Genomic DNA, 15,526 nt, shown 5'->3' with positions numbered 1-15,526 from the left:
TCGGGTGGTCTTGTGGCGAGTATCGCACACCCCGTTCAGCGCCGGGGTATCACCGGGGCGACAGCGGGTCGCCGATCTCCCCGGTCTCCCGATCGAGCACGCCCTGGCTCACCCGGGTCAGCAGCATGGTCGCCGGAGCCTCGAGCCCGGCCGTGGCGCGCAGGCCGGTGAGCACGTCGTCGGGCCGTACGGCGGGCACCGTGTGCTCCAGCACGAGGTCGAGCGCGCCGTCGGGTGCGACGTCGAGGGCGATGACCGCGGCCCGGCAGTCGAAGGTCCGCAGCCCCTTCTTCGTCATCCGCTCCACGGGGACCGACTCGACGGCGAGGAACGCCGCCACGGCGTCGCGGACCGCGTCCGGGTCCAGGTCGCCGAGCTCGATCCGCCAGCGGCTGGCGGTGAGCAGGTCCGACAGCGACCCGGCGCTGGAGCCGGCGGCGTCGACGCTGGCCACCACGTCCAGGCCCGCAGGCAGCGCCGCGTCCAGCGCAGCGCCGACGGCGGCCGGCTCCCGCACCTCGGCGAGGCCGAGCTCGACGTACTCCGACTCGCTGGCCGCGCCCGTCGGGGAGGCGCCGGCGTAGGAGATCCGAGGGTGCGGGTGGAACCCCGAGGAGTAGGCCATCGGGATCTCGGCACGGACCACGGCCCGCTCGATCGCGCGGCTGACGTCGCGGTGGCTGGTGAAGCGCAGCCGTCCGCGCTTGGCGTACCGGATCCGCACCTTCTGGACCGGGGGTGCCTGCTGGGCTGGCTGCTCACGACTCACGTGGGCTGATCCTAGTGCCCGGCGTGCCGGTACGACGCGCCAGCGGGCCCCAGACCATCCCCAGCACCTGACCAGCCGCCGCGGTTACTGTGAGCCCCGTGAGCGATCCCTATGGTCAGAACCCGAACCAGCCCGGCCAGGACCCGTACGGCCAGGGAGGCCAGCCGGGCCAGCCCGGACCCGGTCAGCCCGGCCCCGGCCAACCCGGCCAACCCGGCCACAGCCCCTACGCTCCCCCGCCCTCGGCCAACCCGTACGGCGCCCCGCAGGGCGGCGGGTACGGCCCGCCCTCAGGCGGCTACCCGGGCGGCTACCCGGGCGGCTATCCGGGTGGGGCGGAGTCCGGGCAGCCGAAGACCGACGGGTTGTCTGTCGCCGCGCTGGTGCTCAGCTTCCTGTGCTGCCTGGCGCCGGTCGGCCTGATCCTCGGGATCCTGGGTCTCTCCCGCACCAAGGGAGGCCAGCGCAAGGGCCGCGGGCTGGCGATCGCCGCGATCATCGTCGGCATCGTGATGACCCTGGCCTCGGCGGGCGTCGCCACGGCGGTCTTCATCTTCGCGGACTCGATCGTCACCCCTGGCAACGCGAAGGTCGGCCAGTGCGTGGACGTCGAGGAGGACGGCGGCACCGTCAACCTCCTGAAGAAGGACTGCACCGAGAAGCACGACGGCGAGATCGTCGGCGTGGAGAAGGTGACCGCCTCGAACCTGGAGGACATCGAGCAGTCGATGGCCGGCTACTGCGCCACCGCGATCGACTCCGACGACCTGGCCAAGCTCAGCGACTACCTCACCGACATCAAGGCCGTGATCGAGGACCCGAAGAACGTGAAGAAGGGCGACACCCTCGTGTGCTACGTGGAGCCCGAGGAGGAGCTCTCCGAGCCGCTCCTGTGAGAGCACCTTCGTGAGCCCCTGCGCTGCCGGCCTCGGCAGCGCAGGGTCACGAAGGACCTGGGCCTCAGAGGAACTGGGTCGGGTCGAACTCGTCGATCGGGATGATCCGGATCCGCGGCAGCCGCTCGTTGAAGGCCGCGACGTCGTACTCCAGGTCGTAGGTCTCCAGGCCGTCGTCGACCAGGTCGAGGAAGGACTGGTTGCGGAACTCGGTGAACCCGATGACGCCGACGCGCCGCTCGTCGTCCTCGAGCAGGCCGGCGACCTGCTCCACGAAGTCGCCGTCGTTGCTGACCAGCAGCGCGTCGGCCTCGCGGGTGCGCAGCTCGGCGAGCGTGCGCTGGATGGCGATGTCGACGACCTTCTGCCCGGCACCACCCGACAGCGGCACCGGCCGGTAGCCGATCGCCAGCAGCGCCTGGATGAACGACATCGGCAGCTCGTTGTTGGCCGCCAGGAAGAAGAGCCCCTGGGCGGGCTGGCCCCACTTGTCGCGGGCGAACTGCAGCAGCCGCTCCCAGCGGGGACGCTCCTCGGGCCGCGGGCGGCGTCCGAGGATCGAGGTGCCGAGAGTGGCGTCGATGTTCTCGCCGTCGACGAGGACGTACGTCGTGCGAGCTGCCGGGCGCGAGTCCTCGTCCATGGCGCAGAGCCTACGGCTCACCCGACCGGGTCGAGCACCCGGACCGTGGCGCCGGCCTCGGTGAGACGCTTCGCGACGGCCGCGGCGCTGTCCGCGCTCAGGTCCTCGACGACCACCGCGGGCACCTTCAGCAGCGCCTTGGCCTCGACCAGGTCGAGGTCGTCGACCTCACGCAGCGCCTTGATCACCTCGACGTGCCGCGGCCCGACGGCGACGAGCTCGACGCTGTGCTCGCCGGGCTGGCAGTACTGCGCCTCGACCCGCTCGGGAAAGAGTCCGGTGACCACGAAGCGTCGCCAGTCGGGGTCGAGCAGGCGGCCGGCGTTGAGCACGAAGAGAAGCGCGGCGACGATGCGCATCACGTTGGAGTCCGACGTCAGCGCGCCGACGGCGAGCACGACCATGAGGACCACGCGGGGTCCGCCGCGCAGGGCGATGCCGAGCGGGCCCTGGCGGGGCGGCCGGGCCGGGGTGAGGGCGCTCAACTCAGACCACGCTCAGCGGCAGCATCGGCCGTCCGGTGGGGCCGATCTGGATCTCGGTGCCCATCTCCGGGCACACGCCGCAGTCGTAGCAGGGGGTCCAGCGGCAGTCCTCGACCTCGACGTCGGAGGTGCCCTCGCCGACGGCGAGCGCGTCCTCCCAGTCCGCCCACAGCCAGTCCTTGTCCAGGCCGGAGTCGAGGTGGTCCCAGGGCAGGATCTCCTCATACGTCCGTTCCCGGGTGGTGAACCAGGACAGGTCGACGTCCACGCCGGCCAGCGCGGTGGTCGCGGCCTGCTCCCAGCGCTCGAAGGAGAAGTGCTCGCTCCAGCCGTCGAAGCGGCCGCCGTCGCGCCACACCTGCTCGATGATCGCGCCCACCCGGCGGTCGCCGCGGGACAGCAGTCCCTCGATGATGCCGGGCTGTCCGTCGTGGTAGCGGAAGCCGATGGCGCGGCCGAACCGCTTGTCGGCGCGCACGGTGTCGCGCAGCAGCTGCAAGCGGCGGTCGGTGGTCTCGGAGTCGAGCTGGGCGGCCCACTGGAACGGGGTGTGCGGCTTGGGCACGAACCCGCCGATGGAGACGGTGCAGCGGATGTCGTTGCGCCCGGAGACCTCGCGGCCGGTGGCGATCACCCGCTTGGCCAGCTCGGCGATCTGCAGCACGTCCTCGTCGGTCTCGGTCGGCAGGCCGCACATGAAGTAGAGCTTCACCTGGCGCCAGCCGTGGCTGTAGGCGGCGGCGACGGTGCGGATCAGGTCGTCCTCGGTGACCATCTTGTTGATCACCTTGCGCATCCGCTCGCTGCCGCCTTCGGGGGCGAAGGTCAGCCCGGAGCGGCGCCCGTTGCGGGAGAACTCGTTGGCCAGGGTGATGTTGAAGGCGTCGACCCGGGTGCTGGGCAGCGACAGCGAGACGTTGGAGCCCTCGTAGCGGTCGGCCAGCGCGGTGGCGACCTCGCCGATCTCGGTGTGGTCGGCGCTGGACAGGCTGAGCAGGCCGACCTCCTCGAAGCCGGTCTTGCGCACGCCGTTGTCCACCATCGCGCCGATCGTCTCGATGGAGCGCTCGCGCACGGGGCGGGTGATCATCCCGGCCTGGCAGAACCGGCAGCCACGGGTGCAGCCGCGGAAGATCTCCACGCTGAACCGCTCGTGCACGGTCTCGGCCAGCGGCACCAGCGGGTTGCGCGGGTAGGGCCACTGGTCCAGGTCCATCAGGGTGTGCTTGCGGACCCGCTCGGGGGCGTCGGGGTGGTTGGGCACCACCGCGGCGATCTCGCCGGTCGCGGCGTCGTAGGAGACGTCGTAGAAGCGGGGCACGTAGACCGAGCCGCTGACCGCGAGGCGGCGCAGCAGCTCGACGCGGCCGCCGGGGCGGCCCTCGCCCTTCCACTCGCGGGTGACCTCGGAGATCTTGAGGACGACCTCCTCGCCGTCGCCGAGGACGGCGGCGTCGATGAAGGCCGCGATCGGCTCGGGGTTGAACGCCGCGTGCCCGCCGGCGATGACGACGGGGTGGTCGTCGGTGCGGTCGACGGCGTGCAGCGGGATGCCGGCCAGGTCGAGGGCGGTGAGCAGGTTGGTGTAGCCCAGCTCGGTGGAGAAGCTGACGCCGAAGAGGTCGAAGGCGCCGACCGGTCGGTGGCTGTCCACGGTGAACTGCGGGATGTCGTGGTCGCGCAGCAGCTTCTCCATGTCCGGCCACACCGCGTAGGTGCGCTCGGCGAGGATCCACTCCCGCTCGTTGAGCACCTCGTAGAGGATCTGCACGCCCTGGTTGGGCAGGCCGACCTCGTAGGCGTCGGGGTACATCAGGGCCCAACGCACGGTCTCGCCACCGTCGGCCTGCGCGCCGCAGTCCCAGTCCTTGGCGACCATGTTGAGCTCGCCGCCGACGTACTGGATCGGCTTGGACACCGACAGCAGGTGCGGCTCCAGCCGGGGGAAGACGGACTCGACGGAGGTGGCGGACATGACGTCGATTCTAGGGGCGCGGCATGCTCGGCACCCCATCGTCGACCCTGCCCCGGCCCGTACCCGGAGGCCCGCCGAACCGTAGGATCGCGCCCATGAGCGCGACCACCGAAGGACGCCTGAAGTGGTCGGTCCTCACCCCGCCGGCAGCAGCCCTGGTCCTCGCGGTGTCCTGGGGCACCCATCCGCCGCCCCTGGTCAGCGCACTGATCGGCGTCGCGCTGATCGGTGCGGTGCTCTCCGGCGTGCACCACGCCGAGGTCGTCGCGCACCGCGTCGGGGAGCCCTTCGGCTCGCTGCTGCTCGCGGTGGCGGTCACCGTGATCGAGGTCGGCCTGATCGTGATGCTGATGGTCGGCGGCAGCGGGGACTCCTCCACCCTGGCCCGCGACACCGTCTTCGCGGCGGTGATGATCACCGTGAACGGCATCGTGGGGCTGTGCCTGCTGGTCGCCTCCGTGCGCCACCACCTCGCGGTCTTCAACCCCGAGGGTGCAGGCTCCGCGCTGGCCACGGTGATCACCCTGGCCGGGCTGACCATGGTGGTCCCGGTGTTCACCACCACCGAGGCGGGGCCGGTCTTCTCCGGCACCCAGCTGGCCTTCGCCGCGATCGCCTCCCTGGTGCTCTACGGCACCTTCGTGTTCACCCAGACCGTGCGGCACCGTGACTTCTTCCTGCCGGTGACCGCCAGCGTGCGGCGTCGCTCGCAGGAGGCGGGCGGCATCGGGGCCGGCACCGGCATCGTGGCCGCCGGCGGCATCGGCCTCGCCGAGAACGACGCCACCGAGGACGCCGGGGACCAGGCCCACGCCCAGCCGCCGACCACCCGCGAGACGGTCGTCAGCGCCGCCCTGCTGGTGCTTTCGCTGGTCACCGTGGTCGGCCTGGCGAAGGTGGAGTCCTACGCCATCGAGGACGCCGTCTCGTGGCTCGGCTTCCCCCAGGCCGTGGTCGGCGTGGTGATCGCGATGCTGGTGCTGGCGCCGGAGACGATCGCCGCGGTGCGCGCCGCCGTGCTCGACCGGGTGCAGACCAGCCTGAACCTGGCCTACGGCTCCGCGATGGCCTCCATCGGGCTGACGATCCCGGTGATCGCGGTCGCCTCGATCTGGCTCGAGGGCGACCTGGCGCTGGGGCTGGAGCCGCTGCAGCTGGCGCTGCTGTTCCTCTCCGCCGTGGTCGGTGTGCTGACCGTGGTGCCCGGTCGCTCCAAGCCGATGCACGGCGTGGTGCACCTGGTGCTCTTCGCCGCCTTCCTGTTCCTGACGGTCGCTCCGTGACGCTGCGCCGCAGCGGGTCGGCGCGGGCCGGCACCGTCGCGCTGGCGCTCGTGTGCGCGACCGCGCTGGCCGCCTGCTCGACGGAGCCGGCGCCGGCCGAGACCGAGCGCATCGTGCTCTCCCCGCTGCCCGAGGGTGAGGACCACGTGCACGCCCCCGGCCAGGAGCACGGCGGCACCCCGGTGGGTGACGGCACCTGCGCCGAGGCCGGCGGGTACCGGCTCGCCGACGTCACGCTGCCCGCCGCGGGTGCCCCCGGTGAGATGTCGTTCCGGGTCCTCGACGACCGCGGGGAGCCGCTGACGTCGTACACCCCGGAGCAGACGAAGGAGCTGCACCTGTACGTCGTGAGGGCCGACCTCGCCTCCTTCCGGCACCTGCACCCCACCCGGGACGACGACGGGACCTGGCGGGCCCGGATCGACCTGGACACCCCCGGCGAGTGGCGGGTCGTCGCCGAGCTCACCCCCGAGGGCGCCGCGCAGGCGGTGGTGCTCGGCAGCACGCTGCGGGTGCCGGGCGAGTGGACGCCCGTGCCCGCCCCGCGCGGGCCGCAGGCTCGGGTCGGCGACGACGGCGTGGTCAAGGTCCGGGTGGACGGCACCGGCGAGGTCTCCGGCAACGGCCGGCTGCGGCTGCTCGTCACCGACACCGACGACCGGCCGCTGACGCTGGGCAGCTACCTGGGTGCCAGCGCCCACCTGACCGGGTTCGGCATCGGCCCCGACGGCGGGTTCGTCCACGTGCACCCGTTCGGCTCCCCGGAGGTCACCGACGAGGGCACGGCGCTGACCTTCCACACCACGTTCACCACACCCGGCGACCTGCGCCTGTTCGTGCAGGTGCGGGTGGCGGGCCTGCTGCACCAGGTGGCCGTCACCGCGACGGTCGCCTGAGCCCCGCTCCCCCGCCGCCGCACCCTTCCCGTGGCCCCGTGCCCGGCTGCTAGTCGACGACCACCTCGAGGGTGGTCACCGGGCTGGTGAACTCGTCGGTGCGCACGGCGACCTGCGCCGTCCAGGTCCCGCCGCGCGGGAAGACGACGTCGGCGGTGTAGGTGCCCGCACCGGTGGCGGTGAGCGGCACCCGGCCGAGGTCGACGTCGCCGCTGCGCAGGGTGAGCGCCGGGGCGTCGTAGGCGTCGACGGGCTCGCCGGTGGCGTCCTGCACCTGCACGATCAGCCGTCGCTGCAGGCCCTCGCGTGCGTCGAGCACCGCCAGCACCCGCAGGTCGTCGCTGGTGGCACCGCTCGCCACCCCGGTGTCCGCGGTGCCGGCCGTCGCCGGCACGGAACCCGCCGGCGGCTCGGTGGTGAGGAAGCCGGTCACGCCGAGCACGGCGAGCAGCAGCGCCGACTCGGCGACGACGGTGCGGCGTACCAGGCCGGCGGCTCGGCGCTGGTGGTCGTGGCCGACGTCGCCGGCCACCCGCGGCACGAGCCGGTAGCGGTTCCAGGCAGCGGCGATCACGACGAGGAGCACCAGCGCGACCTTGACCAGCAGCAGCCGGCCGTAGGCCTGCTCGAGCAGGAGCGGCAGGGACCCCAGGATCCGCCACCCGAGCAGCAGGCCGGAGAGCGCCAGCACCGCCAGCAGCACCGCGGCCAGGCTGCCGAACCGGGTGAGCACTGCGGCCGCCTCCCGGGGCCGGCCGACGAGCGCGGGCAGGCACAGCGCGAGCCCGACCAGCCCGCCGAGCCAGACCGCGGCGGCGCTCAGGTGCAACGCGTCGGTGAGCACCAGCAGCGCGGCCGGCTCGTAGGCGCGGGTGTGGCCCACCAGCGCGGGCGACCACACCGCGAGCGCGGCCAACAGCCCGGTCGTCAGCCCGACGCCGCCGAAGGCTCCGCGACCGCGCAGCACCGCCCAGGCCGCGGCGGCCATCCCGGCCGCCTGCAGCACCAGCACCGTCAGGTCGTCGCCGACCAGGCCGGGGTCCAGCGACGCGGTCTCGAGGACCCCCGCCAAACCGGCGCCCCGCTGGTAGGCACCGGAGAGCGGCACGGCCAGCGCGGCGCTGGCGGTGGCCACACCGGCGGCGCCGAGCAGCAGCCGGACGAGCAGGGTGCGGCGGCGCGGGTCGAGCCGGACGCCGCGCAGCGTCCAGCCGAGGAAGACCAGCAGGCCGCCGGCGAGCAGCAGGGCGATGTAGTTGACGCCGTGCACCAGTGCCTGGCTGCGCGAGACGCCACCGCTCTCGGCGTCGCCGAGGTCGGGCTCGGCGAGGGTGGCGCTGGGTGCCCCGACGTGGAAGGTCAGCGACCCGGCGATGGGGTGGCCGTCGGCGGACACGACGCGCCAGGTGACGACGTAGCTGCCCTCGGCCAGGGACTGCGGCAGCCCGGCGGTGAGCCTGACCCCGCGCGTCGTGGCGCTGACGGTGAGCTGGGTGCCGGCGGCGTCGAACACGAGCAGGCCGCCGGGCACCAGCCGCACCGGCTCGTCGAAGGTGAAGGTGACCTCCTCGGGTGCCGCCGGCAGGATCGCGCCGTCGGCGGGGTCGGAGGAGACCAGGCTGGCGTGCGCCGACGCCGGCCCGGCCGTCCCGAGCAGCACCAGCAGTGCCATCGAGACGGCCAGGAGCAGCGCCGGCACCCGCTTCATCCGCGCGGTCCTCAGGCGCGTCGCGTGCGGGCCAGAGCGAGCGCACCGAGCGCGAGCCCTGCCAGGCCGGCGACGAGGCCGCCGACGGCCAGGCCGGTGGCCGGCGCTGCGTCGTCGTCCGCCTCGGCACCCTGACCAGCACCCTGGCCGGTGTCCTGGTCGGTGTCCTGGTCGGTGTCCTGGCCGGTCCCGGTCGCCGTGCCGTGGCCGTCACCGGTGGTCTCGGTGAGCGTGAGGGTGGGCGCGGGGCTCTCCAGCTCCGCGACGGCCGCGCCCTCGGCGGCGGTCTCCACCCAGCCGGTCTCGCCCTCCACGCAGCTCTGCACGACCGGGAAGGCGAGGGTCTCGCCCGCGGCGTCGGGCAGCATGACCGACAGCTCGACGGTGTCGCGGTAGCCGTCGGCCAGCGGGGTCTCGGCGGTGTAGACGACCCGGGTCACGCGCTCGGTGATCTCGTTGCCGTGGGAGTCGGTCACCGGCTCGGCGAGCTTCTCGGTCACCTTCTCCACGCTCCAGCCGGCCTTGACGGTCGGGGTGACGGTGGGGATCTCCTCGGGCAGGGCGATCGCGAGACCTGTGGTCGGCGAGCCCTCACAGCCGTGGCCGACGCTGAACGTCAGCACGGCGTAGGAGCCGGCGGCGGTGGTGTCGGGGGTGACGGTGACGTGGGCGCCGGCGGGGACAGCACTCACGGTGACGCCGGCCAACGCGGCCGTGGTCGCCAGGGCGGGCAGGACGGTACGACGGACGTTCATGTGTCTTGGTTGCTCTCTGCGGTGGCTCGTCGGCGATGGACGATCAGGGGTCGAGGGGGCGCGGCCAGCCGGCACCGCCCCCACTCCGACGAGGAGCGGGCAGGCGTCGGCCGGCCCCATCCTGCCTGAGCGGCGCTCAGCCGCGGACGAGCACCCGTCGCTGCGGAGCCAGCCGGGACGCCGGGGCGCTGAGGGTGCGCAGGTGGATGTTCTGCAGCAGGCCCACGGCGAGCAGGCCGGCGAACATCGAGGAGCCGCCGTAGGAGACGAACGGGAGCGGCACACCGGTGACGGGCATGATGCCCAGGCACATGCCGATGTTCTGGAAGGCCTGGAAGCCGAACCAGCAGGCGATGCCGGCGGCGACGATGCGGCCGAAGAGGTCGTCGGTGCGGGCCGCGATCCGCAGCGTGCGCCACAGCACGACGCCGAGCAGCGCGACGATCGCCGCCGCGCCCACCAGCCCGAGCTCCTCGCCGGCGACGGTGAACACGAAGTCGGTGTGCTGCTCGGGCACGAAGCCGGACTGGGTCTGCGAGCCCTGGAACAGGCCCTGACCGAAGGTGCCGCCGTTGCCCACCGCGATCCGGGCCTGCTCGACGTTGTAGCCGGCGCCGCGGGGGTCGAGGTCGGGGTTGGTGAAGGCCATGAACCGGTCCACCTGATAGGGCTTGAGGAACCCGCTGATCACGGCGAACGCGGCGACGCCGATCCCGCCGGCGGCGAGCCCGCCCAGCCAGGAGCGGTGCGCTCCGGAGGCGGCGATGACACCGAAGACGGTCGCGGTGAGCACCAGCATGGTGCCGAGGTCCGGCTGGGCCAGGATCAGCACCGCGGGCACGGCCGCGACCGCGAGCATGAGCAGCACGTCGAGGGTGCCGACACGGTCGCGCCAACGGCCCTCGCTGCGTTCCGCGACGACCAGGGCCATCCCCAGCACCACCGCCAGCTTCGCCAGCTCCGCCGGCTGCAGCGACATGCCGCCGATCATCAGCCACGACCGGGAGCCGTTGATGGTCGAGCCCATCACCAGCACCAGCACCAACCCGACGACCGCGAGCAGGTAGCCGATCGGGGCGAGGATCCGCACCCACCGGTGGTCGGTCATCACCACGGTCGCCATCAGCACCAGGCCGAGCGCGACGTTGATGCCCTGCTTGACCAGGTACTCCCGGCTGTCGCCACCGGTGAGGTCGTCGCGCTCCAGGGTGGCCGACCAGATCAGCAGGCAGCCGATCAGCGAGAGCAGCAGGACGGCGCCGAGCAGCACCAGGTCCATGTCGGCCCAGCGCAGCAGCGAGACCCGGCGCGAAGCGGTGGTGCGCTGGGGGCGCCCGCCGCCGGCCGACGCCCGGGTGACCCGGATCCGGTTGCTCACCGCTTGCCCTCCTCACGGTGGGCCGGGGGCAGGATCGACCCGTCCTCGTCGAAGACCGGCAGCTCGCTCGGCGGCGTGGTGCCCGGGATGGCTGCCTTGGAGGGCCGGACCTCGCCGTCGACGACGCCGTAGAGGGCGTCCCAGATGGCGCGCACGCTGTCGCCGACGGAGCCGGAGCCGGTCCCGCCCTGGGTCATCATCATCACCACGACGTAGTCCTCGGTGTAGGAGGCGACCCAGCCGCTGGACTGCTTGCCGTAGACCTCCGCGGAGCCGGTCTTGGCCCGGATCTTCACCTTCTCCAGCGGGAACCCGCCGAGCTTCCAGGCCATGGTGCCGCGGGTGGAGACGCCCTGGAGCGCCTCGTCGACGTACTTCAGCACCTGCTTGCTCGCCTTGATCCGGCGCTCCTTCTTCGGCGCGATCTCGCGGATCACCTTGCCCTCGGGCGACACGATCGCCTTCGCCACCCGCGGCTCGTACAGGATGCCGCCGTTGGCGAGCGCCGCGTAGCCGCGGGCCAGCTGGAGCGGGGTGACGATGGTGTCGCCCTGGCCGATGGCGAAGTTCGCCGAGTCCGGCAGCCGGTACTTCCAGCCCTCCACGCAGAACTCGCGGGAGAACTTGTAGACGAAGTCGGAGGTCTTCGCGTCCTGCGGCTTGCCGGCGATGCCGCAGTAGTAGTCCTTCATCGACTCGTAGTAGTCGCGCTTCCAGCGCCGGTCCGCGACCCGGCCCGAGGCCTCGCCGGGCAGGTCGAGCCCGGTGCGCTCGCCGAAGCCGAAGGCCTGGGCCTCCTCGACCAGCGGGTCCTTGGCGTCGGTGTCGTCGGGGTCGGAGCCGAAACGCTGCCAGAACTTCATCCCGACCTGGTAGAAGAACGTGTTGCAGGAGACCTCGAGGGCGCGGGCGAACGTGACCGAGCCGTAGGCCGAGGACTCGTGGTTGTGGAAGGCGCGGTTGCCGATCTGCACCGACGAGGGGCAGCCGAGCACCGTGTCCGGCGCGTAGCCGTTGCGCAGCGCCCCGACCGTCATGAACGGCTTCCACGTCGAGCCCGGCGCGAACTGGCCCTGGAACGACCGGGCGAGCAGCGGGTTGCCGGCGGCCTCGGAGTAGAGCCGCTTCAGCTGCTTCTCGCTGATCCCGCCGACCCACACCTCGGGGTCGTACGTCGGCTGGCTGGCCATCGCCACGATCCGGCCGGTATGCGCCTCCATCACGATCGCGGCACCCGAGTCGGCCTCGAAGTTGCGCTTGGTGACCGGGTCGCGGGTGGCGCGCTGCTTGGCGATCGCGGCGGCCAGCTGCTCCTCCACCACCGACTGCACCTTGGCGTCGATGCTGGTGACCAGCGTGTCGCCGGGCTGCGCCTGCAGGTCGGAGACGTCCTGGCGCACCCGGCCCTTCGAGTCGACCGCGACCTTCTGGTAGCCGGGCTGCCCGCGCAGCCACTCGTCGTAGCCCTTCTCGACGCCGGCGCGGCCGACCACGGAGGCACCGTTGACCGAGCTGTCGCCGGCCTCCTTGGCCTCGTCGAGCTCATCGGAGGTGATCGGGCTGACGTAGCCGAGCACGTGCGCGGCGTTGACGCCGTACGGCGCCGGGTAGGCCCGCACGCTCTGCTGCTCGACCACGACGCCGGGGAAGTCCTCGGGCTGCTCGAGGATCCGCAGCGCGGCCGCCTCCTCGACGCCGGAGGCGACCGGGACGGGCTGGAAGGGCGAGCCGTTCCAGCACTCGCCGGCCACCGCGCCGGCGTCGCCGCACAGCAGCAGGCGGCGCTCGATCTTCGCGACGTCCACCGAGATGGCCTCGCCGGTGCGCTCCAGCAGCCCGGCTCGGTCGGCCTCGCTCATCTTGCCGAGCAGGGTGCGGTCCACCGAGACCACCCAGGTGAGCCGGTTGGTGACCAGCGGGCGGCCCATCGCGTCCACGACCAGGCCGCGCTGCGGCTGCACCACGATCTCGCGCACCGACTGCGAGGCAGCCTGCCCACGGTAGGTCTCCCCCGAGATGACCTGCAGGTAGTACAGGCGCACGCCGAGGGTGGCCAGCAGCGAGAACACCAGTGTCTGGATCACGATCAGCCGCAGCCGGCTGCGGTGCGAGGCGCCCTGGGTCATCAGGCCCGCGCCCACAGGCCCGCAGGGCCCCGTTCGGTCCCGATCCGGCGCAGCAGCCAGGCCAACGCCGGCACCACCACGAGGGCGGCGAGCACGTCGAGCAGCAGCGCGACCAGCGCCACCGGAAGCAGGTCGCTCACGCCCGCGGCGGCGTCGTCGAGGAACACCCCGGTCAGCGCGAACACCGAGGTGCCCACGAACGAGCCGCCGGCCGCGGCGGCGAGCACCAGCGGCAGCGGCACCCGCCGGACCACCTCGGGCGCCAGCTGCGGCGCGTCGGTGGTGTGGTCGTGGGCCAGCCGACCGATCACGTAGCCCACGACGGCCAGGGCCAGCGCCCAGCGTCCGGCCAGGTGGTCGGCGGGCGGCGCGAGGTCGAGCAGCAGGCCGGCGAAGAAGCCGGTGAGGGTGGCGTAGCGGGTGTCGGTCAGCAGGGCGACGCCCACCACGACGAGCAGCAGCAGGTCGGGCACGACCCCCAGGCCGCGCACCTGCCAGGCGAAGTGCGGCAGCACCGTGACCTGCGCGAGCAGGGCGAGCAGCACCGCCAGAAGCACGGCGACCAGACGTCCTGACGAGCTGACCCTCATCGCAGGCTCCCGTCCGCCTCGATGACCCGGCCGCCGGTACCCGAGGGCACCACGACGCCCACCAGGTCCAGGGCGGTGAAGTCGACGCCCGGCTCGATCACCGAGCGGTAGCTGGTCTCGCGCAGCGACTCGTACACCTTGGTCACCTTGCCGATCGGCACCCCGGCGACGTACGGCGCACCGCCCTCGCTGCCCCACGTGACGACCTGCTGGCCGACCTTGGGCACGACGTTGCGGTCGGTCAGCTCCATCTCGAGCCGGTCGTCGGTGCCGAGCGTGCCGTTGCCGCGGACGAACCCGAGCTCGAGGTTGTCGCCGATCCGCCCGCCGACGGCGGAGGTCTGGTCCACGATCAACAGCACGGTGGCGGTGTGGCGGGTCACCGACGTGATCCGGCCGACCAGGCCCTCGGCGGCCACCACGGTCATGTCGGGCGCCAGGCCGGCCTCCGAGCCCGCGTCGATGGTGACCGTGCTGGAGAAGGACTGCGCGGCACCGATCGCGATCACCCGCGCCGGGACGAGGGCGTAGCCCAGGTCGCCGGCCACCGCACGCAGCCCCTCGAGCTGCGCGGCGCGGGCGGCGTCGTACCCGGCCTTGTCGAGGCGGGCGCGCAGCGCGGCGTTGTCGGCCTCGAGCGTGGAGACCTCCTCGCGCAGCGAGGAGTTGGTGCGCAGCGCGGAGGGCAGGTCGGCGACCGGGCGCACCACGGTGGCCACCCCGGCCTGCACCGGGCCGAGGACCTCGCCGGCGACCTGGCGCAGCGGCGCGACCGGCGAGTCGTCGCCGCCGGCCTTGTCCACCACCATCAGCGCGGCGCAGGCCAGCACGATCGCCAGCACCAGCGAGCGCGACGGCCGGCCGCCGCCGTCGTCGGGACGGTTGCCGGAGCGGGTGGGGCCCGCCGGGCGGGGGGTACGGCGCGAGGGGCGCACGGGCCGGGTGTCGATCGCCATCAGAACCGCCGCTGGTTGCTGACCAGGACCTGCTGCAGCGCCTCGAACTCCTCCACGCACCGTCCCGCGCCCATGGCGACGGAGACGAGCGGGTCCTCGGCGACGTGCACGGGCATGCCGGTCTCGTGCCGGATCCGCTCGTCGAGGCCGCGCAGCAGGGCGCCGCCGCCGGTGAGCACGATGCCGCGGTCCATGATGTCGCCGGCCAGCTCGGGCGGGGTCTGGTCCAGGGTCACCCGGACCGCGTCGACGATGGCGTGCAGCGGCTCCTCCAGCGCCTTGCGGATGTCGGCACTGGACACCACGACGGTGCGGGGCAGGCCGGTGACCATGTCGCGGCCACGGACCTCGCCGTCGGGCTCGCCGGGGCGCGGGAACGCGGAACCGAGGTTGATCTTGACGTCCTCGGCGGTGCGGTCGCCGAGCATCACGCCGTGCTCCTTCTTCATCCACGCCACGATGGCGGCGTCGAGGTCGTCGCCGGCGGTGCGCACCGACAGCGACGTGACGATGCCGCCGAGCGAGATGACGGCGACCTCGGTGGTGCCGCCGCCGACGTCGACGATCATGTTCCCGGTGGCCTCGTGCACGGGCAGCCCGGCGCCGATCGCGGCAGCCATGGGCTCCTCGACGACGTAGACGCGGCGGGCGCCGGCCTGGTATCCGGCCTCCTTCACCGCGCGCTGCTCCACCGGGGTGATGGAGCTGGGCACGCAGATGACCATCCGCGGCTTGGCGAAGTAGCGGCGCCGGTGCACGCGGGCGATGAAGTGCCGCAGCATCTGCTCGGTGGCCTCGAAGTCGGCGATGACGCCGTCGCGCAACGGTCGCAGCGCGGTGATGTTGTCCGGGGTGCGGCCCAGCATCTGCTTGGCCGCGTGGCCCACGGCGATGACCTCGCCGGTGGAGTCGTTGATCGCCACGACGCTCGGCTCGTCGAGCAGCACGCCCCGGCGGCGGACGTAGACGAGCGTGTTCGCAGTGCCGAGGTCCACGGCCATGTCACGGCCGATGATGGAGTTCGCCCTCACGCATCCTCGCAGCACGTCGCCGGACCGCCCGAAAG

14 protein-coding genes are annotated in these 15,526 nt (G+C 72.9%); 3 read left to right on the top strand and 11 right to left on the bottom strand.

Annotation, left to right across the window (positions count from 1 at the left end; all coding sequences use genetic code 11):
- Positions 1-49: 49 nt before the first annotated feature.
- Complete coding sequence (locus tag KG111_RS04365; RefSeq protein ID WP_205290589.1) at positions 50-769, bottom strand: TIGR03936 family radical SAM-associated protein; 720 nt, start codon at positions 767-769, stop codon at positions 50-52.
- A gap of 98 nt (positions 770-867) precedes the next feature.
- Between KG111_RS04365 and KG111_RS04360 the strand changes: the two genes are divergently transcribed.
- Positions 868-1,665 carry a DUF4190 domain-containing protein gene (locus KG111_RS04360; protein WP_205290590.1) on the top strand — a complete coding sequence of 266 codons (798 nt, stop codon included), beginning with the start codon at positions 868-870 and terminating at the stop codon, positions 1,663-1,665.
- A 64-nt stretch (positions 1,666-1,729) separates the two neighbouring features.
- Here KG111_RS04360 and KG111_RS04355 read toward each other — a convergent pair whose 3' ends face one another.
- The 3 genes from KG111_RS04355 to KG111_RS04345 are packed head-to-tail and all read right to left on the bottom strand — an operon-like array spanning position 1,730 to position 4,768.
- A complete protein-coding gene (locus KG111_RS04355; RefSeq protein WP_205290591.1) occupies positions 1,730-2,308 on the bottom strand; it encodes an NYN domain-containing protein in 579 nt (192 codons plus the stop codon).
- 17 nt (positions 2,309-2,325) lie between these two features.
- A complete protein-coding gene (locus KG111_RS04350; RefSeq protein WP_205290592.1) occupies positions 2,326-2,793 on the bottom strand; it encodes a ribosomal protein L7/L12 in 468 nt (155 codons plus the stop codon).
- A gap of 1 nt (position 2,794) precedes the next feature.
- Positions 2,795-4,768: a TIGR03960 family B12-binding radical SAM protein gene (locus KG111_RS04345; protein WP_205290593.1), complete on the bottom strand. Its 1,974-nt coding sequence runs from the start codon at positions 4,766-4,768 to the stop codon at positions 2,795-2,797.
- A 95-nt stretch (positions 4,769-4,863) separates the two neighbouring features.
- Here KG111_RS04345 and KG111_RS04340 point away from each other — a divergent pair, with 95 nt between their 5' ends.
- Entirely contained in the window at positions 4,864-6,051 is a 1,188-nt protein-coding gene (locus tag KG111_RS04340; RefSeq protein ID WP_205290594.1) for a calcium:cation antiporter, read from the top strand.
- A complete protein-coding gene (locus KG111_RS04335) occupies positions 6,048-6,947 on the top strand; it encodes a DUF8832 domain-containing protein (RefSeq protein ID WP_205290595.1) in 900 nt (299 codons plus the stop codon). Before KG111_RS04340 ends, KG111_RS04335 begins: the two co-directional genes overlap by 4 nt.
- 49 nt (positions 6,948-6,996) lie before the next feature.
- Here the strand turns inward: KG111_RS04335 and KG111_RS04330 are convergent, their stop codons facing one another.
- The 7 genes from KG111_RS04330 to KG111_RS04300 form a co-directional block, all read right to left on the bottom strand.
- A complete protein-coding gene (locus KG111_RS04330) occupies positions 6,997-8,655 on the bottom strand; it encodes a copper resistance CopC/CopD family protein (protein WP_205290596.1) in 1,659 nt (552 codons plus the stop codon).
- An 11-nt stretch (positions 8,656-8,666) separates the two neighbouring features.
- Complete coding sequence (locus tag KG111_RS04325; RefSeq protein WP_205290597.1) at positions 8,667-9,410, bottom strand: YcnI family copper-binding membrane protein; 744 nt, start codon at positions 9,408-9,410, stop codon at positions 8,667-8,669.
- A 136-nt stretch (positions 9,411-9,546) separates the two neighbouring features.
- Entirely contained in the window at positions 9,547-10,788 is a 1,242-nt protein-coding gene (gene rodA, locus KG111_RS04320; protein ID WP_249666297.1) for a rod shape-determining protein RodA, read from the bottom strand.
- Entirely contained in the window at positions 10,785-12,914 is a 2,130-nt protein-coding gene (mrdA, locus tag KG111_RS04315) for a penicillin-binding protein 2 (RefSeq protein ID WP_205290598.1), read from the bottom strand. Before mrdA ends, rodA begins: the two co-directional genes overlap by 4 nt.
- Positions 12,914-13,504: a rod shape-determining protein MreD gene (locus tag KG111_RS04310; protein ID WP_205290599.1), complete on the bottom strand. Its 591-nt coding sequence runs from the start codon at positions 13,502-13,504 to the stop codon at positions 12,914-12,916. The genes mrdA and KG111_RS04310 overlap by 1 nt, the downstream gene beginning before the upstream one ends.
- On the bottom strand, positions 13,501-14,460 hold the full coding sequence (gene mreC, locus KG111_RS04305) for a rod shape-determining protein MreC (RefSeq protein ID WP_205290600.1): 960 nt from the start codon (positions 14,458-14,460) through the stop codon (positions 13,501-13,503). The genes KG111_RS04310 and mreC overlap by 4 nt, the downstream gene beginning before the upstream one ends.
- Complete coding sequence (locus KG111_RS04300) at positions 14,460-15,491, bottom strand: rod shape-determining protein (RefSeq protein ID WP_283770594.1); 1,032 nt, start codon at positions 15,489-15,491, stop codon at positions 14,460-14,462. The genes mreC and KG111_RS04300 overlap by 1 nt, the downstream gene beginning before the upstream one ends.
- Positions 15,492-15,526 lie beyond the last annotated feature (35 nt).

Source organism: Nocardioides faecalis (assembly GCF_018388425.1).
Classification (GTDB): Bacteria; Actinomycetota; Actinomycetes; order Propionibacteriales; family Nocardioidaceae; genus Nocardioides; species Nocardioides faecalis.
Note: the sequence above shows the minus strand (reverse complement) of the source record. Positions and strands in the feature narration are given on the sequence as shown.